The organism is Variovorax paradoxus (assembly GCF_022009635.1).
Classification (GTDB): Bacteria; Pseudomonadota; Gammaproteobacteria; order Burkholderiales; family Burkholderiaceae_C; genus Variovorax.
Genome location: NZ_CP091716.1, coordinates 5,444,974 through 5,467,541, shown reverse-complemented (window position 1 = coordinate 5,467,541; position 22,568 = coordinate 5,444,974). Strand labels below are relative to the sequence as shown.

Annotated in this window: 24 protein-coding genes; 16 read left to right on the top strand and 8 right to left on the bottom strand. The window is 66.8% G+C overall.

All coding sequences use genetic code 11. From position 1 onward, the window contains the following. The first annotated feature begins 110 nt into the window (after positions 1-110). From L3V85_RS25325 to L3V85_RS25315, 3 genes are all read left to right on the top strand, one after another. Positions 111-383, top strand: a complete 273-nt coding sequence (locus L3V85_RS25325; RefSeq protein ID WP_237675433.1) for a hypothetical protein — start codon at positions 111-113, stop codon at positions 381-383. A 78-nt stretch (positions 384-461) separates the two neighbouring features. Then, positions 462-905, top strand: a complete 444-nt coding sequence (locus L3V85_RS25320; protein WP_237675432.1) for a hypothetical protein — start codon at positions 462-464, stop codon at positions 903-905. Positions 906-948: 43 nt separating this feature from the next. Continuing rightward, a complete protein-coding gene (locus L3V85_RS25315) occupies positions 949-1,389 on the top strand; it encodes a helix-turn-helix domain-containing protein (protein ID WP_237675431.1) in 441 nt (146 codons plus the stop codon). Positions 1,390-1,669: 280 nt separating this feature from the next. On the opposite strand, the gene L3V85_RS25310 is transcribed toward L3V85_RS25315, so the two are convergent. Further along, on the bottom strand, positions 1,670-1,873 hold the full coding sequence (locus tag L3V85_RS25310; RefSeq protein ID WP_237675430.1) for a hypothetical protein: 204 nt from the start codon (positions 1,871-1,873) through the stop codon (positions 1,670-1,672). Positions 1,874-1,882: 9 nt separating this feature from the next. Continuing rightward, entirely contained in the window at positions 1,883-2,158 is a 276-nt protein-coding gene (locus L3V85_RS25305) for a hypothetical protein (RefSeq protein WP_237675429.1), read from the bottom strand. Between the two features lie 261 nt (positions 2,159-2,419). Here L3V85_RS25305 and L3V85_RS25300 point away from each other — a divergent pair, with 261 nt between their 5' ends. The 12 genes from L3V85_RS25300 to ntrC all read left to right on the top strand — a co-directional run bounded on the left by L3V85_RS25300 (position 2,420) and on the right by ntrC (position 16,127). Then, positions 2,420-4,021 (top strand): methyltransferase regulatory domain-containing protein, encoded by a 1,602-nt coding sequence (locus L3V85_RS25300; RefSeq protein ID WP_295173785.1) that lies wholly within the window; start codon positions 2,420-2,422, stop codon positions 4,019-4,021. Positions 4,022-4,073: 52 nt separating this feature from the next. Next, positions 4,074-5,810, top strand: coding sequence for a gamma-glutamyltransferase (gene ggt, locus L3V85_RS25295; protein WP_237675427.1), 1,737 nt, complete (start codon positions 4,074-4,076; stop codon positions 5,808-5,810). A 61-nt stretch (positions 5,811-5,871) separates the two neighbouring features. Beyond that, complete coding sequence (locus L3V85_RS25290; RefSeq protein WP_237675426.1) at positions 5,872-6,621, top strand: pseudouridine synthase; 750 nt, start codon at positions 5,872-5,874, stop codon at positions 6,619-6,621. Positions 6,622-6,715: 94 nt separating this feature from the next. Next, entirely contained in the window at positions 6,716-7,720 is a 1,005-nt protein-coding gene (locus L3V85_RS25285; RefSeq protein WP_237675425.1) for a YncE family protein, read from the top strand. Then, a complete protein-coding gene (locus L3V85_RS25280; RefSeq protein WP_237675424.1) occupies positions 7,704-8,522 on the top strand; it encodes a polysaccharide deacetylase family protein in 819 nt (272 codons plus the stop codon). Before L3V85_RS25285 ends, L3V85_RS25280 begins: the two co-directional genes overlap by 17 nt. A gap of 9 nt (positions 8,523-8,531) precedes the next feature. Further along, positions 8,532-9,506 carry a sterol desaturase family protein gene (locus L3V85_RS25275; protein WP_237675423.1) on the top strand — a complete coding sequence of 325 codons (975 nt, stop codon included), beginning with the start codon at positions 8,532-8,534 and terminating at the stop codon, positions 9,504-9,506. A gap of 50 nt (positions 9,507-9,556) precedes the next feature. Further along, entirely contained in the window at positions 9,557-10,447 is an 891-nt protein-coding gene (locus tag L3V85_RS25270; RefSeq protein ID WP_237675422.1) for an EI24 domain-containing protein, read from the top strand. Next, positions 10,444-11,244, top strand: a complete 801-nt coding sequence (locus L3V85_RS25265) for a competence/damage-inducible protein A (RefSeq protein WP_237675421.1) — start codon at positions 10,444-10,446, stop codon at positions 11,242-11,244. Before L3V85_RS25270 ends, L3V85_RS25265 begins: the two co-directional genes overlap by 4 nt. A 146-nt stretch (positions 11,245-11,390) precedes the next feature. Further along, entirely contained in the window at positions 11,391-12,806 is a 1,416-nt protein-coding gene (gene glnA, locus L3V85_RS25260; RefSeq protein ID WP_116908082.1) for a type I glutamate--ammonia ligase, read from the top strand. 140 nt (positions 12,807-12,946) lie between these two features. Next, the gene (locus tag L3V85_RS25255) at positions 12,947-13,456 is read left to right on the top strand and encodes a hypothetical protein (protein WP_237675420.1); all 510 of its coding nucleotides are present in this window, start codon (positions 12,947-12,949) and stop codon (positions 13,454-13,456) included. A 28-nt stretch (positions 13,457-13,484) separates the two neighbouring features. Further along, positions 13,485-14,564 (top strand): nitrogen regulation protein NR(II), encoded by a 1,080-nt coding sequence (gene glnL, locus L3V85_RS25250; protein WP_081271314.1) that lies wholly within the window; start codon positions 13,485-13,487, stop codon positions 14,562-14,564. 27 nt (positions 14,565-14,591) lie between these two features. Beyond that, on the top strand, positions 14,592-16,127 hold the full coding sequence (ntrC, locus tag L3V85_RS25245) for a nitrogen regulation protein NR(I) (RefSeq protein WP_237675419.1): 1,536 nt from the start codon (positions 14,592-14,594) through the stop codon (positions 16,125-16,127). 46 nt (positions 16,128-16,173) lie between these two features. Here the strand turns inward: ntrC and L3V85_RS25240 are convergent, their stop codons facing one another. The 6 genes from L3V85_RS25240 to L3V85_RS25215 form a co-directional block, all read right to left on the bottom strand. Continuing rightward, a complete protein-coding gene (locus L3V85_RS25240; protein WP_237675418.1) occupies positions 16,174-16,725 on the bottom strand; it encodes a hypothetical protein in 552 nt (183 codons plus the stop codon). Between the two features lie 4 nt (positions 16,726-16,729). Continuing rightward, positions 16,730-17,515 carry an exodeoxyribonuclease III gene (gene xth / locus L3V85_RS25235; protein WP_237675417.1) on the bottom strand — a complete coding sequence of 262 codons (786 nt, stop codon included), beginning with the start codon at positions 17,513-17,515 and terminating at the stop codon, positions 16,730-16,732. A gap of 137 nt (positions 17,516-17,652) precedes the next feature. After that, positions 17,653-18,819, bottom strand: a complete 1,167-nt coding sequence (locus tag L3V85_RS25230; RefSeq protein ID WP_237675416.1) for a mandelate racemase/muconate lactonizing enzyme family protein — start codon at positions 18,817-18,819, stop codon at positions 17,653-17,655. Positions 18,820-18,856: 37 nt separating this feature from the next. Then, positions 18,857-19,567, bottom strand: coding sequence for an SDR family NAD(P)-dependent oxidoreductase (locus L3V85_RS25225; protein WP_237675415.1), 711 nt, complete (start codon positions 19,565-19,567; stop codon positions 18,857-18,859). Further along, a complete protein-coding gene (locus L3V85_RS25220; protein ID WP_237675414.1) occupies positions 19,557-20,528 on the bottom strand; it encodes a Bug family tripartite tricarboxylate transporter substrate binding protein in 972 nt (323 codons plus the stop codon). The genes L3V85_RS25225 and L3V85_RS25220 overlap by 11 nt, the downstream gene beginning before the upstream one ends. Before the next feature lie 58 nt (positions 20,529-20,586). Further along, on the bottom strand, positions 20,587-21,525 hold the full coding sequence (locus tag L3V85_RS25215) for a dihydrodipicolinate synthase family protein (protein WP_237675413.1): 939 nt from the start codon (positions 21,523-21,525) through the stop codon (positions 20,587-20,589). A 108-nt stretch (positions 21,526-21,633) separates the two neighbouring features. Here L3V85_RS25215 and L3V85_RS25210 point away from each other — a divergent pair, with 108 nt between their 5' ends. Next, positions 21,634-22,560 (top strand): LysR family transcriptional regulator, encoded by a 927-nt coding sequence (locus tag L3V85_RS25210; protein ID WP_237675412.1) that lies wholly within the window; start codon positions 21,634-21,636, stop codon positions 22,558-22,560. The last annotated feature ends 8 nt before the right edge of the window (positions 22,561-22,568 follow it).

The following is a 22,568-nucleotide window of genomic DNA, read 5'->3' as shown; positions in this document are numbered from 1 at the left end:
TTGCGGCGGCTGTCTCCTACATCGCACGGTATGGTGCGCGCTGTAGCTTGGCTTGACCAAAGACAAGGGGATCAGAATGCAACGCGCCAAGAACTTCGACAACGCGCCCCATGGCCGGCAAGCCTTCGCTCGCGGTGGTTGCCATGGATGAAATGGTTGAATTTCCGCATGCGGGGTGGAGCTTCCTGTGCAGTGCGGAAAAACTTCCTTCCGGGTCTTTCCAGGCCGTGCTCCGCTACAGGGCTCCGCCGAGCAATGACATCCGCATGCTCAAGATCGACCCGACCGCAGGGAGCAGCGTGCCCGAAGCGCTCGAGCGTGCGAAAGCCATGGCCATCGAATGGGCCGCGAAGCGGGGTGGCAACGGCAGAAGCGATGCCTGAAGTGCCTCGTGCGTGCCGCGGCAGAGGTAGAGTCGGCCCGATGCCAACTCGCGGTCTCTTGATGCAGGCCGAACAAGGATGATGACCCTCAAACCTGGCCGGCTCGCCTTTCAGGCGCTTTTGCTCACCGCCGCAGGCGCATGCGCAGCGGGAACCATCACATGCGTTCCAACCCCTTCCTCGGCTTCCGCGCCTGCCCACTGGATCCGCAGGATCGCCATCGACGAGCACTCTCGCACCGTCAACATGGACATCGTGCGCTCAAGGACAAAAGACACGGAGACCATGGGCAAGATGAGGGCCGAGCTCCTGAACATGGACGAGACCCAATCCGGCGAGCCTGTCTATGTCTTCAACGCCAGTCCGGCTGTCGGGGCCGAAGTCACGCATCTCTTCAAGCTGTTCAAGGCCGGTGAGTGGCGTTTGATTGCCGCCAACGTGAGCTTTGCTGGCAAGGTGCCTGCACTGCGGGGTGTCGAGTCGAACGTGGTCTTCGATTGCAAGCGTTCGGACCTGGGTTAGCGTCTGTTCTTCATCATGTACTCGAGCTAGGCACAATCGCGCTATGCCAAACATTGCATCCATCCTTAAAGCCGAAATCTCGCGCGTGGCCCGCAAAGAGGTTCGAGCGGAGATCGAGACGCTGAAGAAGGCCTCCCTCCACCACAGGGCATCGATCGCTGCCTTGCGTCGCCAGGTGAGTGCCTTGGAAAAGGAACTGCGCAACGTTGCCAATGGTTCCGGCCGGCGCGCCGCGGTTCGCGATGCAGAAGAGACTGCCGAAGCGGGCCCCAAGCGGCGCTTCAGCCCAAGCCGCCTGGCGTCGCATCGCAGCAAGCTGGGGCTGTCTGCTGCCTCATACGGCAAGCTCGTCGGGGTGTCGGGCCAGACGATCTACCACTGGGAGCAAGGCAAGGCACGGCCGCGGGCGGCTCAGTTGGAGCGCCTGGCCTCCGTGCGCGAGTTCGGCAGGCATGAGGTAGCGGAGCGCCTGCAGGCCGACTGAAGCGCCGACCCCTGGGAATACCCGGGCCATTCTTCGCACGAGCGCAAACTATCTTCGGATTGACGGACGGCTCCCCATGGCGCAATCTCTTGCGAGGGGAGTGTCCGTGAAACGAGGACCTTGATGAATGTCGAACAGCACTCGTCGTTTGCGTTCGCTGGCGTTCGCTCGCCAGTTCGATATTGCAGCCCTTACCGCGATGCTTGCCGCGATCGGGGGCTGGCTGATGTTCTGGTTCGGCGAATGAACCAGATGGCGCGGAACCGATCGGCGAAAGCCCTCAGTTGCACTCGAACAGAACGCCCTGTTCAGCAGGGGCCTTGCCCAGCCAGCGTGGCGACTGTCCCTTGACGTCGCAGTAGTCCGATGCCTGGACATAGGTCATGGCACGCAGCACGCCGGGGCGCACCTGCATGACCTCGTTGGGGGGTGTCGAGCAGCCGGCGAGGACCAAGGCAAGCGGAAGCAGTGTGCGCCAATTCATCGGGTCATTCTAAGACCCGGCGACGCCTGAGCCCATGTTGCGACCGGGATAGAGGTATCTGGAATAGTCCCCGGAGCGGCCGAACAACTGCCGCGCCAGTTGCACCGGGTCTTCGCCCTTGTGCTTTTCATAGAGCACCGGTCCCCAGATGATGAAGCCGTCGATGCTGAGGCTTCCCGGTGCCGGCTCGATGGCTTTCCACGCATGCGCGAACTTGGAGATCCATGCCAGTGCCTCGGTGAGGGCGTGGTTGGAAGGGGCGGTGCTTGCTTCGGGCTCTGGCATGGTCGGCATCCTTGTTGAAGTGCTGTACAAATATACAGTAAACTGCGAGCGTGCAAAACGTGCCCACCACTCTCCAGATCGCCGCCTGCATGCGCCGGTCCCCACTTTCTCCTTGACGGGTAAACCGTCCCCCGCCGGTCAACCTGCGCGGGGGCCTTGATGCATTGCCAGCAGATAGGCTTTTTCACGCCCAGCCCTCCGGCTGGGTTTTTTTTGCCTGTGCCCGGGGCTATAGTCGTCGGCCGCTGCTACATCACAAGAATGCTCGTGCCGGATTCCCTGACCTCCACGCTGACCCGCTATTACGACGCGGTGCCCTACGAATCGCACCCGTTCCCCCAGTCGGCCATGGAGCACCTGGAAGCGCTGGCGTTCCTGTTCGGGCTCGACACCCCTGCGCCCGCTGAAGCCCGCGTGCTCGAACTCGGCTGCGCCGCCGGCGGCAACCTGATTCCTTTTGCTGCGCGCCATCCGGGCGCGCGTGCGGTCGGCCTCGACCTGTCTTCCGTGCAGGTGGCGCAGGGCGCGGCGGCCATCGCGCAGGCGGGGCTGTCGAACATCGAGCTCAAGGCCTTCGACATCGCGGAAATCGACGCCTCGTTCGGCCAGTTCGACTACATCGTCTGCCACGGCGTCTACAGCTGGGTGCCGGGCCCGGTGCAGGACGCGATCCTGCGCATCTGCGCCGAGAACCTGGCGCCCAATGGCGTGGCCTACGTCAGCTACAACGTGTACCCCGGCTGGAAGGCCCGCGAGATCGTGCGCGATGCCATGATCCTGCGCGGCGGCCCGCGCGACACGCCCGACGAAAAGCTCGCCTATGCACGCGGCATGCTCGAATTCCTCGAAGAATCGGCCCGAGCCGACAGCGTGCTCAAGAAGACGCTCGAAGAAACGATGCCGATCGTGCGCAGCGCCAACAGCTCCTACCTGCTGCACGAGTTCCTGGAGCCCTGCAACGCACCGTGCTACTTCAAGGAATTCGTCGCACGGGCCGAGGCCCGCGGGCTGGCCTACCTGTGCGACGCCGAGCCCTCGACCATGTTCGTGCAGAACTACGGCGAGAAGGTGCGCGAGCCGCTGCTGCGCGAATGCGGCGGCAGCCAGGTGCTGATGGAGCAGTACCTCGATTTCCTGGTCAACCGCACGTTCAGGCAGACCCTGCTGGTGGGGCAGGCGCGTGCCGGGGACATCCGCTACCGGCTGGACCCCGCGCGCATCCGTGCCCTCGAGGTCGCCGGCCTGTTCGCCGCCCAAGGCGGCGGCGAATTCACGCTCGATGCCCGCGAGCAGCCTTGCAACGCGATCCGCGGCCTGACCGTCACGCTGCGGCTGCCCGTTCACAAGGCAGTGGCACGGCTGCTCGAGGCGGCCTATCCGGCATCGATGCCCGTGGATGCCTTGATTGCGGGCGTAGCCCGGCTCGTCGGCCAGCCGCCCGCCGCGGTCGACCATGCGGTCATGTCGATGCTCGAGGAACTGCTGATCCTCGGTGCGCTGCGCTTTCGCCGCACGCCGGTGCCCGCCGCGGCGTCGGTGTCCGGCCTGCCGAGGGCATTGCCCGCCGTGCGAAGCGCGCCCGGCCTGGCGCCGGCGGCAGGCGCGAACGCCAATGCCTGCAACCAGTGGCATGAGCCCGTGGTGCTCACGCTGCTCGAACGCAGCCTGCTGCCGCTGCTCGACGGCACGAACTCGCACGACGCGCTCGCCGAGCATCTCGAGGCCGAGGTGCGCAGCGACCGCCTTCGCTTCGTCCAGAACGACAAGCCGCTGACCGATCCGTCCGCGGTCAGGGCGTTCGCGCGCCAGCAGGTCGCGCTCGCGCTCGACACGTTGCGGCGCAAGGCGCTGCTCACGAGCTGACCCGGACACCTCCGTTTTCCTTCAACACCACGCCTACAAAGGAGACTCTCACATGCAACAGATCCACTGGACCCCAAGGCTGCGCGCCGCCGTCACGGCGGTGCTCGCACTGGCGGCTGCCGGCGCATCGAATGCCGCATCGGTGGCGCCCGTCGCGGCCGAGAACGGCATGGTCGTGAGTGCGCAGCACCTGGCCAGCAAGGTCGGCGTCGATGTGCTCAAGCGCGGCGGCAATGCCGTCGACGCGGCGGTGGCCGTGGGCTACGCACTGGCGGTGGTGTACCCCGCAGCGGGAAACCTCGGCGGCGGCGGTTTCATGACCATCCAGCTGGCCGACGGCCGCAAGACTTTCCTCGACTTCCGCGAGAAGGCGCCGCTGGCCGCCACGGCCAACATGTACCTCGACAAGGACGGCAACGTCATCAAGGGCCTGAGCACCAAGGGCCACCTCGCCGTGGGCGTGCCGGGCAGCGTCTCGGGCATGGAGTACGCACGCGAGAAGTACGGCACCATGAAGCGTGGCGAGCTGCTCGCCCCGTCGATCCAGCTGGCCGACAGGGGCTTCGCGCTGGAGCAGGGCGACATCGACCTGCTCGGCACCGCCACGGCCGACTTCAAGGAAGACCCGGCCTCGGCCGCCATCTTCCTGAACAAGGGCGAGCCCTACAAGGTGGGCGACAAGCTGGTGCAGAAGGACCTGGCCAAGACCCTGCGCGAGATCAGCGCCAAGGGCACCGACGGCTTCTACAAGGGCTGGGTCGGCAATGCCATCGTGGCGTCCAGCCAGGGCGGCAAGGGCCTGATCACGCAGGCCGACCTCGACCAGTACAAGACGCGCGAGCTCGCGCCGGTGGAGTGCGACTACCGCGGCTACCGCGTCGTGTCGGCGCCCCCGCCCAGTTCTGGCGGCGTGATCATCTGCGAAATGCTCAACATCCTCGAGGGCTATCCGCTCAAGGACCTGGGCTACCACTCGGCGCAGGCCGTGCACTACCAGATCGAAGCCATGCGCCACGCCTACGTGGACCGCAACAGCTACCTGGGCGACCCGGACTTCGTGAAGAACCCGCTCGACCGCCTGCTCGACAAGGGCTACGCCGAGAAGATCCGCGCGGTCATCGACCCGAAGAAGGCCGGCGTCTCGAAGGACATCAAGCCCGGCGTCGCGCCGCACGAAGGCAGCAACACCACCCACTACTCGATCGCCGACAAGTGGGGCAATGCGGTCTCGGTGACCTACACGCTGAACGACTGGTTCGGCGCCAAGATCACCGCGGCCAAGACCGGCGTGCTGCTGAACGACGAGATGGACGACTTCACCTCGAAGGTGGGCGTGCCAAACCTTTACGGCCTGGTGCAGGGCGAGGCCAACAAGATCGAGCCGGGCAAGCGCCCGCTGAGCTCGATGAGCCCGACCATCGTGTCCAAGGACGGCAAGCCCGTGATGGTGGTCGGCACGCCGGGCGGCAGCCGCATCATCACCGCGGTGATGCTGACCATGATCAACGCCATCGACTACGGCATGAACGTGCAGGAAGCAGTGGATGCGCCGCGCTTCCACCAGCAGTGGCTGCCTGACGTCACCAACGTCGAAACCTACGCGCTGAGCCCCGACACGCGCAAGATCCTGACCGACATGGGCCACAACCTGGGCGTGCCGCAGCCGGCCAACCACCTCGCGGCCATCATCGTCGGCGCGCCGTCGCTGGGCGGCAAGCCGGTCGGCAACAACCGCTTCTACGGCGCCAACGATCCGCGCCGCAACACCGGCCTGGCAGCGGGCTACTGAGACTGCGGCAAACTAGAAGGCGGTCGTGCCCTTGTCGGCACGGCCGCTTTTTTCATTTTTCATGCACCTGCAAGACATCCTCTACACCCAGGGCTTCGGCACGCGCCGCGTGTGCGCGGGCCTGGTCCAGCAAGGCCACGTGACCATCGCGGGCCAGGCCGTGACCGACCCCTTCGCCGACCTCGACCCCGACGGCCTGCTCTACACGGTCCAGGGCACGCCGTGGGCGTACCACGAGAAGGCCTACCTGATGCTGCACAAGCCGGCCGGCACAGAGTGCTCGCAGAAGCCCTCGACCTACCCGAGCATCTACACGCTGCTGCCGTCGCCGCTGCGCCTGCGGCCCAACAAGGGGGCGGTGCAGGGCGTGCAGGCCATCGGCCGGCTCGACCAGGACACCACTGGCCTGCTGCTTTTGACCGACGACGGCCAGTTCATCCACAAGATGGGCTCGCCCAAGCACCACGTGCCCAAGGTCTACGAGGTGACGGCCAAGCACCCGGTGGACGAGGCGCAGATCGCCAAACTGCTTGCCGGCGTGGTGCTCGACGACGATCCGAAGCCCGTGCGCGCGGCCGCCTGCGAGTCCGACAGCCCGCTGCACCTGCGGCTCACGCTCACCGAGGGCAAGTACCACCAAGTCAAGCGCATGCTGGCCGCGGTCGGCAACCGGGTCGAGGGGCTGCACCGCTCGCGCATCGGCGATCTCGCGCTGCCCGAAGACCTGGCACCGGGGCAGTGGCGCTGGCTCACGGCCGAAGAGGTCGCGGCGCTGCGCGCGCCGGCCAAGCCCGGCAAACTTTCGAAGTAACGGGCCAAGCTGGCAGGGAGAAAGACGGGCGTTCCGGTCAGCCAGTCTTAATGCTCGGCCGTTAAGATCGCCAGCTCTCTCTCGGAACCTTCCCTTGCGACTTCCAGCCCGCCCGAACGGCCGCATCGCGGCCTTCCTGTTTTCCTGCATGACGGCCCTGGCGGTAAACACCGCCGCCGCTGCGGCAGAGCCCCCTCCGATCTTCGTGCTCAACTCGCTGGACGCCAGCGTCAGCGTGATCAATCCGGTCGACTGGAGCGAAAAGCAGCGCATCACCACCGGCAAGGAGCCGCACCACATCTACATGACGCCCGACGAGAAGTCGGTCATCGTGGCCAATTCGGCGGGCGATTCGCTGACCTTCCTGAACCCCCGCACGGCCGAGGTGCAGCGCGTGGTCTACGGCATCATCGATCCGTACCAGCTGCAGTTCTCGCGCGACATGAAGTGGTTCGTCACGGCGGGCAACCGCCTGAACCACGTCGACGTCTACCGCTGGGACGGCAAGGACCTGAAGCTGGCCAAGCGCATCGCCACCGGCAAGACGCCCAGCCACATCTGGATCGACAACACCAGCACCATCGCCTACGTGACGATGCAGGACAGCGACGAGATGATCGCGGTCGACCTGCCTTCGCAGACCGTCAAGTGGCGCACCGCCACCGGCCCGATGCCCGCCGACATCTTCGGCACCCACAACGACAAGACGCTGCTCGTGGGCCTGACCGGTGGCGACGGCGTGCAGGTGTTCGACGTGGAGGGCGCGCAGCCCAAGCTGGTCGGCAAGATCCCCACCGGCAAGGGCGCCCACGCCTTCCGCTCGGCCGGCGACGGCAAGACCGTGTTCGTGAGCAACCGCGTGGCCAACACCATCAGCCGCATCGACCTGACGACGCTCAAGGTCGTCGCCAGCTATGCCGTGCCCGGCGGGCCCGACTGCATGGACGTGTCGGCCGACGGCAAGACGCTGTACGTGACCTCGCGCTGGGCCAAGAAGCTCACCGTGGTCGACCTCGTGGCCCAGAAGGTCGTGCGGCAGGTCAATGTGGGCCGTTCCCCGCATGGCGTCTGGACGCTGGACCATGGCAAACGCACGTAGGCGCGCCAGCGCGGCCGTGCTGCTGGCGCTGGCCTGCGGCACGGTGGTGCCGGGCGCCTGGGCCCAGCAGCAGGCGGCCACCTGCGAAAAGCCCGTCTACCTGACCTTCGACACCGGCCACATGGGCATCGCCCCGCTGGTGGCCGACGTGCTCAAGCGGCAGAACGTGCGCGTCACCTTCTTCGCCGCCGCCGAGCGTACCCAGACCGACGGCGACAGCCTCGACGACCACTGGGCGCCCTGGTGGAAGGCAAGGGCGGCCGAAGGCAACGAATTCGGCTCCCACACCTACGACCACGCCTACTGGCGCGCCGACGTCAAGGGCACCACGCCGCCGAGCTTTCGCATCCGGCCCTCGGCCGGCCCGCAGGACGGCAAGGAATCGACCTGGAGCGCGGCCCAGTACTGCGCCAACATCCGCAAGTCGTCCGACCGGCTGGCGGCCATCACCGGCAAGAAGCCGCTGCCGCTGTACCGCGCGCCGGGCGGCAAGACCTCGCCCGCGCTGCTGGCGGCCGCCGAGAGCTGCGGCTACAAGTACGTCGGCTGGGCGCCCGCCGGCTTCCTCGGCGACGAACTGCCGAGCGAGAAATTCAGCAACGCGAAGCTGCTCACGCAGGCGCTCGACACCATCCGCGCCGGCGACATCCTGCTCGCGCACCTGGGCATCTGGTCGCGCAAGGACCCGTGGGCGCCGGCCAACCTCGAGCCGCTGATCGTCGGCCTCAAGGCCAAGGGCTTCTGTTTCCAAACGCTGCGCCAGCACCCGGACTACCGCGCCTGGATCGCATCCCACCCCTGAGTTCGTGCCGTGATCGATTGGCTGACTGACGCTTTTTCCTCCCTCCAAGGCTGGTTCTTCGAGGCCGTGGTGCAGCCGCTGGTGTTCGCCGTCGGCCTCGGCGGCTGGACGGAGGACGCCTTCGACGCCACCGGCTGGCTGCTGGTCGGCGTCATCCAGGTGCTGGTGCTGATCGCCATCATCGGGCCGCTGCAGCGCTGGCGTTCGGTGGAGCCCGTGGTCGACCGCCATGCCATCCGCATCGACGTGCTCTACACGCTGATCCACCGGCTCGGCCTGTTCCGGCTGGCCATCTTCTTCACGCTGCAGCCCTTCTTCGACGACGCCATGGGCAGCCTGCGCACGGCGGGGTGGGGCACCTTCCACCTCGACGAGGTCTGGCCGGGCGTGACCGACGTGCCGGTGATCGCCTTTGCGATCTACCTCGTGGTGCTCGACTTCGTCGGCTACTGGATCCACCGCGGCCAGCACCAGCTGAACTGGTGGTGGGGCCTGCATTCGCTGCACCACTCGCAGCGCCAGATGACGATGTGGAGCGACGACCGCAACCACCTGCTCGACGACATCGTCCACGACACGCTCATCGTCATCGTGGCGCAGCTGATCGGCGTGGCGCCGGGCCAGTTCATCGCCTTCGTGGCCTTCACCCAGCTCAGCGAGAGCCTGCAGCACGCCAACCTGCGGCTGAGCTTCGGCGCCATCGGCGAGCGGCTGTGGATCAGCCCGCGCTTTCACCGGCTGCACCACAGCATCGGGCTGGGTCACGAATCGAACGGCAAGAGCACGCTCGGCGGCCACAACTTCGGCGTGCTGCTGCCGTGGTGGGACATGATGTTCGGCACCGCCAACTTCGAGAACCGCTACGACCCCACCGGCATCCGCGACCAGGTGGAGCCCGGCGCCGACGGCCGCGTGCGCGACTACGGCCGCGGTTTCTGGGCGCAGCAGTGGCTCGGCCTGAAGCGAATGGTCGGGCGCGGTTGAGGGTCACCGGCCCCTGACGGCGTCGTCCGAGGCGTTATCCTCGCTGCCTCATGCGCCTGCTCCTCGACTCCTTCTGGCGCGCGGTCGCGTATTGCCTGCTGCCGCGCGTGATCGTGCTGTCGCTGCTGCCCCTGGGGCTGATGGTGCTGCTCGCCGCGGGGCTCGGGTATTTCTACTGGGAAGCGGCCGTGGCCTGGACGCGCGGCGCGCTCGATGCGTGGCCGCTGCTGGCCAGCTTCTGGGCCTGGATCGGCCGGCTTTTCTCGGGTGATGTCACTGCCATGCTGGCGCCGCTGGTCGTGGTGTTCGCCGCCACGCCGCTGATCGTGGTGCTTTCGCTGCTCATCGTGGCCGGCTTCATGGCCCCGGCGCTCACCCGGCTGGTGGGCGATCGCCGCTTTCCCTCGCTGGAGCAGAAGAAGGGCGCTTCTTTCTTCGGCAGCGTGGCCCGCTCGCTCGGCGTCACCATCCTGGCGCTGGTCGCGCTGGTGGTGTCGATGCCGCTGTGGCTCATTCCTCCGCTCGTGCTGATCTTGCCGCCCCTCATCTGGGGCTGGCTCACCTACCGCGTGATGAGCTTCGACGCGCTGGCCGAGCACGCCAGCCCCGAGGAGCGCGCCACCCTGCTGCGCACGCACCGGCTGCCCTTGCTGTGCGTCGGCGTGCTGTGCGGCTACCTGGGCGCGGCGCCGAGCATCGTCTGGGCCTCGGGCCTGCTGTTCGCCGCCGCTTTCTTCGTGCTGGTGCCGATCGCCATCTGGATCTACACACTGGTCTTTGCCTTTTCGGCGCTCTGGTTCGCGCACTACTGCCTCGACGCGCTCGCGCAGCTGCGCGCCCAGCGCGCGGTGGCCGCGGCGGCATCGGGCGTCGGCGGAACCCCGGCCCTCGAGGTCGCGGAAGCCAACAAGGCCGCTCTTTCTCAATGGGGTTCACCATGACACGCGCATTCGGTCTCATCGTCGTCGGCGACGAGATCCTCTCCGGCAAGCGGGCCGACAAGCACATGGCCAAGGTCATCGAGCTGCTTGCCGCGCGCGGCCTGCAGCTCAGCTGGGCCGAGTACGTGGGCGACGAGCCCGCGCGCATCACCGCCGCGCTCGAGCGGGCCTTCGCTTCGGGCGACATCGTCTTCTCGACCGGCGGCATCGGCGCCACGCCGGACGACCACACCCGCCAGTGCGCCGCCAAGGCCCTGCGCGTGCCGCTGGCGCTGCACCCCCAAGCCGAGCTGCTGATCCGCGAGCGCATGCAGGACACCGCGCGCGAGCAGGGCCTGCCCTACGAGCCCGACCGCGCCGACAACGTGCACCGGCTCAACATGGGCGTGTTCCCGCAGGGCGCCGCGCTCATCCTCAACCCGTACAACAAGATCCCCGGCTTCAGCGTCGGCGACGTGCATTTCGTGCCCGGCTTCCCGGTCATGGCCTGGCCGATGATCGAATCCGTGCTCGACGGCCGCTATGCCGACCTGTTCACCCGCAATGCCGTCGCCGAGAAGTCGGTGATCGTTTTCGGTGCCATGGAAGCCACCCTGACACCGCTGATGCAGGCCATCGAAGACACGCACGCCGGCATCAAGGTGTTCAGCCTGCCCAGCGTCGATCACCCCCAGTACGGGCGCCACATCGAGCTTGGCGTCAAGGGCGATCCCGGCCGGCTCGACGCCGCCTATGCCCAGCTTATCGAGGGCCTGCACACCTTTGATGCCCAGCTTGGCCCCGAATTGGTGCGTTAATTCGATTGGCACCAATTTGGTGAATTTCTTGGGCCATTTGTGGTTCGCTTTGGTGAACAAGGCCTCATCCAGTGAGGTGACAATGGCACAGAAACTGCATCCCTCGTCCCTGTATTCCTAACCACCATCCAACTCAGGAGAAACTGATGGCAAAGACCGTCGCCGATGTACTCAAGCTCGTCAAGGAAAACGAGGTCAAGTTCGTCGACTTCCGCTTCACCGATACCCGGGGCAAAGAGCAGCACGTGACCGTGCCTGTGTCGCACTTCGATGAAGACAAATTCACCTCGGGCCACGCGTTCGACGGCTCGTCCATCGCTGGTTGGAAGGGAATCGAAGCCTCGGACATGCAGCTCATGCCCGACCCGAACACCGCCAACATCGACCCCTTCTTCGAAGAAACGACGCTGATCCTGACCTGCGACGTGATCGACCCGGCAGACGGCAAGGCCTACGAGCGCGACCCGCGTTCGCTCGCCAAGCGCGCGGAAGCCTACATGAAGGCCTCGGGCCTGGGCGACACCGCCTTCTTCGGTCCGGAACCCGAATTCTTCGTGTTCGACGGCGTTCGCTGGAAGAACGACATGTCGGGCTGCTTCGTGAAGATCGAATCCGAAGAAGCCTCGTGGAACACCGACAAGGAATACGAGCACGGCAACACCGGCCACCGTCCCGCGGTCAAGGGCGGCTACTTCCCGGTTCCCCCGGTCGACAGCTTTCAGGACATGCGCTCGGAAATGTGCCTGGTGCTCGAATCGCTCGGCATCCCGGTCGAAGTGCATCACCATGAAGTGGCCAACGCCGGCCAGATGGAACTCGGCACCAAGTTCAGCACGCTGGTCCAGCGCGCCGACTGGGTCCAACTGCAGAAGTACGTGATCCACAACGTGGCCCACGCCTACGGCAAGACCGCCACCTTCATGCCCAAGCCCATCGTCGGCGACAACGGCTCCGGCATGCACGTGCACCAGTCGGTCTGGAAGGACGGCAAGAACCTGTTCGCCGGCGACGGCTATGCAGGCCTGTCGGACTTCGCGCTGCACTACATCGGCGGCATCATCAAGCACGCCCGTGCCCTGAACGCCATCACGAACCCCGGCACCAACAGCTACAAGCGCCTGGTGCCCGGCTTCGAAGCCCCGGTGAAGCTGGCCTACTCGGCCAAGAACCGCTCGGCCTCGATCCGCATCCCGTTCGTGGCCAACCCGAAGGGCCGCCGCGTCGAAGCGCGCTTCCCCGATCCGCTGATGAACCCGTACCTGGGCTTCGCCGCGCTGCTGATGGCCGGCCTGGACGGCGTGGAAAACAAGATCCATCCGGGCGAAGCCGCCAGCAAGGACCTGTACCACCTGCCGCCGGAAGAAGACGCGCTGATCCCCACCGTCTGCCACAGCCTCGACCAGGCCCTGGAATACCTGGACAAGGACCGTGCGTTCCTGACCAAGGGCGGCGTGTTCACCGACGCGTACATCGATGCGTACATCGAACTGAAGATGCAGGAAGTCACGCGCTTCCGCATGGCGACGCACCCCGTCGAGTTCGACATGTACTACTCGCTCTGATCGACGAGAAAACAGCCCTGACAGGCATGTAAGTCAAAAGGACGGCCTCGGCCGTCCTTTTTCCTTGGGGCGGAACATCAGGGCTCCGGGGGCGTCGAATTGCATGAAAATGCGCCTTTGTCGCGCCTCCACCGATACACATGAAGACAGCTTCCCTCTTTTTCCTGGCCGGTTCACTCCTGATCGCGTTGCCGGCGGTTGCGCAGGAACGCGTCTGGCGCTGCGGCAACGAATACACCAACAACGCGACCATCGCCCAGCAAAAGGGCTGCAAGGTGCTCGAAGGCGGCAACGTCACCGTCGTGCAGGGCACCAAGGCTTCGGGCGGCGGGTCGGCATCGTCGTCGGGCTCTTCCTCGGCGGCGCGCGCGCCGGCCGGCAGCCCGCGCGTCGAAGGCGTCGACCAGCGCGCCCGCGACGGCGAGGCCCGCTCGGTGCTCGAATCGGAGCTCAAGAAGGCCGAGGCCCGCCAGGCCGAGCTGCTGAAGGACTACAACAACGGCGAGCCCGAGAAGCAGGGCAGCGAAGGCCGCAACTACCAGAAGTACCTCGACCGCGTGGCCGACATGAAGGCCGAGATCGCGCGCAACGAGAGCGACATCGCAGGCATCCGCCGCGAAATCAACCGGCTGCCGCCCCGGCAGCAATAACCAGTAGCAAGAGCAAGCAAGAACCTCTATGGCATTCGGGAAGAAGGCGACCGGCGCCAATCCGCGCTTCCAGTCCTTCGACCTGCTGTCCACCCTCATCGCGGTGGTCAACAGCAACGGCTCCGTGCTGTTCGCCAACGCAGGCCTCGAAGACGCACTCGGCACATCGCGCCGCACGCTCGAAGGCTCGCAGTTCGGCGCGTGCTTTCATGAGCCGCAGGTGCTGCGCACCGCCATCGACGGCGCGAGCAGCAACGACTTCGCCACGCTGCGCTACGAAGCCTTTTTGCGCCGCGTCAACCACGAGCTCATGCCCGTTCAGGTCACGCTGGCGCAGGGCGAGAAGAAGGGCGAACTCATCATCGAGATGTCGCCGCTCGAGCAGCAGGTGCGGCAGGACCGCGAAGAGCGCCTGATCGACCAGGCGCAGGCCAACAAGGAACTCATCCGCAACCTCGCGCACGAGATCAAGAACCCGCTGGGCGGCATCCGCGGCGCGGCGCAGCTGCTGCAGATGGAGGTCGAGTCGCGCGACCTCATCGAATACACCCAAGTCATCATCCACGAGGCCGACCGGCTGCAGACGCTGGTCGACCGCCTGCTGGCGCCGCACCGCCGCCCGCACGTGGTGGGCGACGTCAACATCCACGAGGTGTGCGAGCGCGTGCGCTCCGTCATCCTCGCGGAGTTCCCGCGCGACCTGCACATCGAGCGCGACTTCGACGTCTCCATTCCCGAATTCCGCGGCGACCGCGAGCAGCTCATCCAGGCCACGCTCAACATCGTCCACAACGCCGCGCAGGCCCTGGCGGAGCGCCGCGCGGCGGGCGATGCGCAGATCACTTTCAAGACCCGCGTGGCCCGCCAGGTGATCTTCAACAAGCAGTGGTATCGACTGGCACTGGAATTGCATGTCATCGACAATGGACCGGGTGTGCCGGACACGATCAAGGACCGCATCTTCTATCCGCTCGTATCGGGCAGGGAAGGCGGGACAGGGCTGGGATTGACGCTCGCACAAACTTTTGTGCAACAGCATCACGGCGTGATCGAGTGCGACAGCGTCCCGGGCCGAACCGATTTCAAGATATTGATACCGCTGCCCTAGCGCAGCCACCGGCAACAGAGGAGATGCATGAAGCCGATCTGGATAGTTGATGACGACCAATCGATTCGCTTCGTGCTCGAGAAGGCTCTGCTGCGCGAAGACCTGCCCACGCGCAGTTTCACCAACACGCGCGAGGTGCTCGCGGCACTCGAGCAGGCCGCCGACGACGAACAGCAGGGCCCCCAGGTCCTGGTGAGCGACATCCGCATGCCCGGCGGCTCCGGGCTCGACCTGCTCGACAAGATCAAGGCCAAGCACCCGGGCCTGCCCGTCATCATCATGACGGCGTTCTCCGACCTCGACAGCGCCGTCTCGGCCTTCCAGGGCGGCGCCTTCGAATACCTGCCCAAGCCCTTCGACCTGCCTCGCGCGGTCGAACTCATCCGCCGCGCCGTCGACGAAAGCCAGCGCGAGGAAGTGGCCGAGGAACGCATGGTCGCCGCGCCCGAGATGCTCGGCCAGGCACCCGCCATGCAGGACGTGTTCCGCGCCATCGGCCGGCTGTCGCAGAGCAACGTCACGGTGCTCATCACCGGCGAATCGGGTTCGGGCAAGGAACTGGTGGCGCGCGCGCTGCACAAGCACTCGCCGCGCGCCAACGGTCCCTTCGTGGCCATCAACACCGCCGCCATTCCCAAGGACCTGCTCGAGAGCGAACTCTTCGGCCATGAGCGCGGCGCCTTCACCGGCGCGCAGACCATGCGCCGCGGCCGCTTCGAGCAGGCCGAGGGCGGCACGCTGTTCCTCGACGAAATCGGCGACATGCCCTTCGACCTGCAGACGCGGCTGCTGCGCGTGCTGAGCGACGGTCATTTCTACCGCGTGGGCGGCCACAACTCGGTCAAGGCCAACGTGCGCGTCATCGCGGCGACCCACCAGGACCTGGAGCAGCGCGTCAAGCTCGGCGGCTTCCGCGAAGACTTGTTCCACCGCCTCAACGTGATCCGCCTGCGCCTGCCGGCGCTGCGCGAACGCGGCGAAGACGTGCCCGCGCTCACGCGTCACTTCCTGCAGATGAGCGCGCGCCAGCTCGGCGTGGAGCCCAAGCGCATTTCCGACGCGGCGCTGACCAAGCTCGCCGCGTTCAGCTTCCCTGGCAACGTGCGTCAGCTCGAGAACATCTGCCACTGGCTGACGGTGATGGCGCCGGCCCAGTTGATCGAGGCGAAGGACCTGCCGCCGGAAGTGATGGCTGTGGGCACGGCAGCCGCCGAGGTTCACTCAGCGGAAGCAGCGCCCAACGCCGTGGCGACCGCAAGCCCGCTCGCGCCGCCGCTGTCGGTGACCACTGGCGACGCTCCCGCCGTCGCCCCCGTTCACTCCGAAGCCGCCGAAAGCTCGGCGCTGGTCAGCAGTTGGGAAAGCGGCCTCGAGGTCGAGGCACAGGCCCTGCTGGCCGCCGGCCGCACCGACGTGTGGGACGTGCTCTCGCGCCGCTTCGAGTCCAGGCTCATCCTCACCGCGCTGGCCAACACGCGCGGACGGCGCATCGAGGCCGCTCAGAAGCTGGGCATCGGGCGCAACACCATCACCCGGAAGATCCAGGAACTCGGCATCGAATGAAAAGGCCCTCACGGGCCTTTTTCTTGGCCCGCGGTTCGCTGGCTGCTTATCTGCTGCGCTGGCCGAGCGTCAGCGAATCGATCTGGAACTTGCCGCTCTTGTCCCAGAGCCAGGTGTCGACATAGGTGTGGCCGCCCAGCTTGCCCGGGTTGGGCAGCGGCGACGTCGCCTTGATCAGCTCCGCGATCATCGGCGCCACTTCCGGCGCATGGCTCGGCGTGCGGCTGAAGGTCACGTTGACCACCTTGCCGCTCGCATCGATGTCGGTCTCGACCACCACCACGGCATAGACCAGCGGCGGGATCTTTCCCTTGTAGATGCGATTGGCGTAAGCCTTGTAGATGTGCTGCGCGCCGATCTTGCGGTAGGCCCGCACGGCGGGCGTCTGCGCGGTGATGAGCCGCACCGTGGGCACGTCGCGGCTGCCGGGCGCGGGCTCTTCGGCGGGCGCCGTCGCGGTGCCCTTGTCACCTTCCTCGGCCTTGTCGGCCGGCTTGAACAGCGAGCACGACGCCAGCGCGAAGGCCGCCGCAGCGATGGCCAAAAAGCGGCAGGCGCGGCCCGCCACGCCTGCTTCGATTCCCGCGCGTGCGTTCATCGGATCAGGCGCCCTGGTCGAGGTCCAGCACCACGGGCGCATGGTCGCTCGGCTTTTCCCATTTGCGCGGCACGCGGTCGACCACGCAGCCTTTGACGCGCGGCACCAGCGGTTCGCTTACCAGGATGTGGTCGATGCGCAGGCCGCGGTTTTTCTGGTAGCCCAGCATGCGGTAGTCCCACCACGAGAAGCTCTTCTCGGGCTGCTCGAACATGCGGAAGCTGTCCGTCAGGCCCAGGTCGAGCAGCGCCTTGAAATGGTTGCGCTCCTCGGTCGTGTGGTGGATGGTTTCCTTCAGGCCCACCGGGTCGAAGCTGTCGCGGTCTTCCGGCGTGATGTTGAAGTCGCCCAAGAGCACGAGGTTCGGGTTGGCCGCCATCTCCTGGCGCAGCCAGTCGCGCAGCGCATCGAGCCACTTCATCTTGTATTCGAACTTGTCGCTGCCCGGCGCCTGGCCGTTCACGAAGTAGCCGTTGACCACGCGCAGCGGACCCGAGGGCGTGTCCACCGTGGCCGCGATCACGCGCGACTGGTCGTCGGTGAAGCCGCCGATGTTCTTCACCACGTCGCGCATTGGCGAGAGGCTCAGGATGGCGACGCCGTTGTAGGTTTTCTGGCCGAACACCGCCGCTTCATAGCCGGCCGACTTGAGCACCTCGAGCGGGAACTTGTCGTCGGTCATCTTCAGTTCCTGCAGGCACAGCACGTCGACCGGGTTGGCGATGAGCCAGTCGAGCACGTGCTGCAGGCGCGCGGTGAGGGAGTTGACGTTCCACGTAGCTATCTTCATAGGGGCTTGCAACTTGTTGCTTTCGAAACAAGTCCTTGGATTTTTGCGATGTATCTCGATGGCTGGCCGACCGAACGAGCGGGCGGCAGGGCCTCACAGCATATCGCGCAAATCCGGCGCCCTTGCGCCTGCGGGGCCTATGCGGCCAGCGCCCGCATTTCCGCGATCAGATCGGCCTTGCCTTCGAAGCCGATGCCCGGCAGCGGCGGCAGCGTGACATAGCCGTTGTCGACCTTCACGCCATCGGGGAAACCGCCATAGGGCTGGAACAGGTCGGGATAGCTCTCGTTGCCGCCCAGGCCCAGGCCCGCCGCGATGGCCAGCGACATCTGGTGGCCGCCGTGCGGAATGCAGCGCGAGGGCGACCAGCCGTTTTCCTTCAGCATGTCGAGCGTGCGCAGGTACTCCACAAGGCCGTAGCTCAGCGCGCAGTCGAACTGCAGCCAGTCGCGGTCGGGCCGCATGCCGCCGTGGCGGATGAGGTTGCGCGCGTCCTGCATCGAGAACAGGTTCTCGCCCGTGGCCATGGGGCCGGCGTACACCTCGCCGAGCTTGGCCTGGAGTTCGTAGTCCAGCGGGTCGCCGGCTTCCTCGTACCAGAAGAGCGGGTATTGCGAGAGGGCGCGGCCGTAGTCGACGGCGGTCTTCAGGTCGAAGCGGCCGTTGGCGTCCACCGCCAGTTGCTGACCGGGGCCGAGGATCTTCAGCACCGACTCGATGCGTTCGCAGTCTTCGGCCAGCGAGGCGCCGCCGATCTTCATCTTCACCACCGAATAGCCGCGCTCCAGGTAGCTGGTCATCTCGCGCTGCAGGCCTTCGACGCCCTTGCCGGGGTAGTAGTAGCCGCCCGCCGCGTAGACGAACACGCGCGGGTTCGGCGTGCCGGTGCCGTAGCGTTCGGCCAGCAGCTGGTAGAGGGGCTTGCCCGCGATCTTGGCGGTGGCGTCCCACACGGCCATGTCGATGGTGCCCACCGCCACCGAGCGCTCGCCGTGGCCGCCGGGCTTCTCGTTGATCATCATGCGCGCCCAGATCTTGTGCGGGTCGAGGTTCTCGCCGGTCTCGTCGAGCAGCGACGCGGGCTCGGCCTCCAGCAGGCGCGGCAGGAAGCGTTCGCGGATCAGCCCGCCCTGGCCGTAGCGGCCGTTCGAATTGAAGCCATAGCCGATGACCGGCTTGCCGTCGCGGATCACGTCGGTGACCACGGCCACCAGGCTCAGGGTCATCTTCGAGAAGTCGATGTAGGCGTTGCGGATGTCCGACTTGATGGGGCGGGTGGATTCGAGGATGTTGACGATTTTCATGGTCGGGTTCCGGGGTGAGAAAGAAAGAGAAAAAGATTCAGCGGTGCAGCGACGAGCCGCCGCAGATGGCAAGGTCCTGCCCCGTGATGGCCGCCGCCTGCGGCGAAAGAAGAAAACCCACGAGCGCCGCGATCTCCTCCGGCCGTATCAGCCGGCCGATGGGCGGCATGCGCGGCGCGCTGCCCGCGCGTGCGGGGTCTTGCAGCATCGAGGTCTGCGTCGCGCCGGGCGACACCACGTTGACGGTCACGCCCTGCGGCGCCACCTCCGCCGCCCAGCTTCGCGCGAGCGCGATGAGCGCGGCCTTGGTCGCGGCGTATTGGCCGCGGCCTGGCAGGCCCTGCGCGACGCGGCTGCCGACGAACACCACGCGGCCCTGGCCGCGCGCGGCCATCGCGGGCACGAGCGCATCGGCCAGCCGCGCGGCCGCATCCACGTGCAGCCGCCACATGAGTTCGCCGCCCGCGTGGTCGAGCGCGCCCAGCGGGCCGACGCGCAGCACGCCGGCCGCATGCACCAGCGCATCGGCATCCTGCAGGGTGGCCGCGGCGCGCGCGATGGCATCGGCGTTGCAAAGGTCCACCGCCGTGTGGGTGAAGCCGGCGTGGGAAGACAGCGTCGGCGCCGCGAGGTCGATGCCGCTCACGCGCCAGCCCGCTTCGAGCAGCTGCGACGCAATGGCCCGGCCGATGCCGCCGCTGCTGCCCGTCACCACCGCATGCGGCGCTGTCGCGGCTTCATTCGACATGGATGTTGCCCTCGACGATGATCTTCTTCGACCGCGCCATGTCTTCCGACTGGAACTTCGCGAACTCGTCGACGCTGCCCGGCGTGAGCAGCAGGCCCTGCGCGCCCAGCGTCTCGCGCATGTCGGTGCCCAGCGCCTTGTTGACTTCGGCATTCAGCCGCTGCGTGATGGCGGGCGGCAGCTTCGCCGGGCCCCACAGGCCGTACCAGCTGTAGAACTCGTAGCCCGGAATGCTCTCGCCCACTGTGGGCACGTTCGGCAGGCTCGAGGCGCGCGTGGCCGAGGTCACGGCAATCACCTTCACCATGCCGCTCTTGTGATACTGGAGGGAGCCGAGGATGGGGTCGATGAAGCCATCGATCTGCCCGCCGATCAGGTCCTGGAACGCAGGTGCCGTGCCCTTGTACGGCACGATCAGGTAGTCGAGCCCGCCGCCCGCGCGCTTGAGCAGCTCGGTCGACAGATGGCCCGCCGAGCCGATGGAGCCCACCGCGAAAGTCATCTTGCCGGGGTGCGCCTTGGCATATGCGATGAGCGACTTCACGTCGGTCACCGGCAGGTTCTTGTTGACGGCCACCGACAGCGGCGCCTTGGCCACCAGCGCCACCGGAGTGAAGTCCTTCACCACGTCGTAGGGCACCGACTTCATCGTCATCGGCGCGGTGGTGAAGGTCGAGGCGTTGAACAGCAGCGTGTAGCCGTCGGCCGGCGCCTTCGACACCACGTCGGCGCCGATGATGCCGTTGCCGCCGGCGCGGTTCTCCACGATGAAGGTCTGGCCCGTCTGCTCGCCGAGCTTCTGCGCCAGCAGGCGGCCGATGGTGTCGAGCGTGCCGCCCGGCGGGAACGGGATCACCATGCGCACCGGGCGGCTGGGCCAGGTCTGCGCGAAGCCGGCGGTCGATGCCGCGGCCAACGCGAGGGCGGCCAGCGTGGCGCGCAGGAAGTGCTTGCGTTGCATGTCTCTTGTCTCCTTGTGTTCTTTTCGACCGGGGCTCGCGCGTGGCGGCCCCTCGGGCTCAGCGCTTCGACAGCCCGGCCTGTTCGACGGCGGCGCGCAGCGCATCCATCTCGCGCGCGTTCGGCGCTTCCGTCGGCGGGCGCACCGTGGCGTTCTCCAGCACGCCGGCCAGGTACATGCCGCCCTTCATGCGCGCATGCGCCTCGCCGGTGGGTTCGCCGCCGCCGTACACCGCGTCCTTCAGCGGCGTGATGAGCGCCTGCACCGCCATCGCCTTCTTCAGGTCGCCAGCCTTCACCGCGTTCCACAGGTCGATGATCAGTTGCGGAATGAAGGTCGCGAAGCCGACCAGCGCGCCGTCCACGCCCTGAACCATCGAGGCCAGCAGGTACTCGTCGTGGCAGGTCAGGATGGCCTTGGATGCATCGGCCTCGCGGATCGCCTGGATGTCGCGGGCGTACTTGTTCATGTCGCGCTGGCCCACCTTGAAGGCCTGCAGGTAGGGCAGGCGGGCCAGCTCGGCCAGCAGTTGCGACGAGTACGAGGCGCGCGTCCATGCCGGGTACACGTGGCAGACCAGGTCCAGCTCCGGCGCGGCGCGGTGGATGGCCTCGAAGTACTGCAGCGCATGGCCGGGCGTGAAGCCGAAGCGCAGCCAGTGGTGCGGCGGCATCACGTCCAGCGCCACCGCGCCGGCGACCTGGGCGGCGCGGGCGTGTTCGGCGGTCTCTGCCAGGCCCTCGCACACGATCGACGAGATCACCGGCATGCGGCCGCGCAGCTCGTCGGCCACGATGCGCGTCACCTCTGCGCGCTCCGACGGCGTGAGCGAGAACACTTCACCGGTGTGGCCGTTGGTCATGATCGCCACCACGCCGTCATGGCCGGCCAGCCAGGAGGCCAGCTTGCGCAGCGCCGGTTCGTCGATGCGGTGGTCGGCCGTGAAGGGGCAGGAAATGGCGGGAATGATCCCGCGATAATTCGCGATGGAAGGCATGCTGTGTCTCCGTTGTGGTTCAAGGTGCAGGAATGGGTGCATCTTTTGCCGGCGGGGCGGGCGCCGTCCAATACTCGAATCGCATACAACTATTCAATCGCGCTGCGCATGGGCCCTGGCAACCGACCGCTCGACCTGGAATGGCTGGAAGACTTCCTGGCCCTGGCCGAGACCGGCAATTTCTCGCGTGCCGCGCAGGCGCGCTCCATCGCGCAGCCGGCGTTCAGCCGGCACATCCGCTCGCTGGAAGAGTGGGTGGGGGTCGACCTGTTCGACCGCAGCGCGCACCCCACGGCGCTCACGGCGGCGGGCAAGCGCTTCCAGCCGCTGCTGCAGGAGGTGCTGGCCGGCCTGGAAGCCGCGCGCATCAAGGCCCGCGCCGCGCACGACCTCGACGCCGCCAGCCTGAGCTTCGCCGCCACGCACGTGCTGTCGCTGACCTTCTTTCCGCGCTGGCTGGGCAGCGTGGAGTCGCGCCTGAGCATGGGCCCGATCCAGACCGTTTCGGACAGCTCCTACGCCTGCGAAGACCTGATGCTGCAGCGACGCGTGCAGTTCGTGCTGTGCCACGGCCATGCGGGCGCGCCGGGCCGGCTCGACGAGGGGCAATACCCCGTGCAGCGGTTGAGCGAAGACGTGTTGGTGCCCGTGAGCGCGCCTGATGCGGGCGCCGCGCCGCTGCACGTGTTGGGTGCCGGCCAGTCGCCTTCAGTGCTCGCATACAGCGAGGCCTCGGGGCTGGGGCGGATCATGCGGTCGCTGCAGGACAGCGAGTTCGGCAAGGACTTCGCCGCGTCGCTTTCGATCGTCTTCACCGCCCACCATGCGGCGCTGCTGCGCACCATGGCGCTCGAAGGCCGCGGCCTCGCGTGGCTGCCGATGAGCCTGGTGGCCGACGACCTGCGCGGCGGCGCGCTGGTCGATGCCGGCGCGGGCGGCTGGCGCGTGCCGGTGGACATACGCCTGTACCGCCAGCAGGCGCAGATGGCGCCGGTGGCCGAGGCGCTGTGGGCGCTGGTCAGCGAAGGCGCCTGACGCCCGGA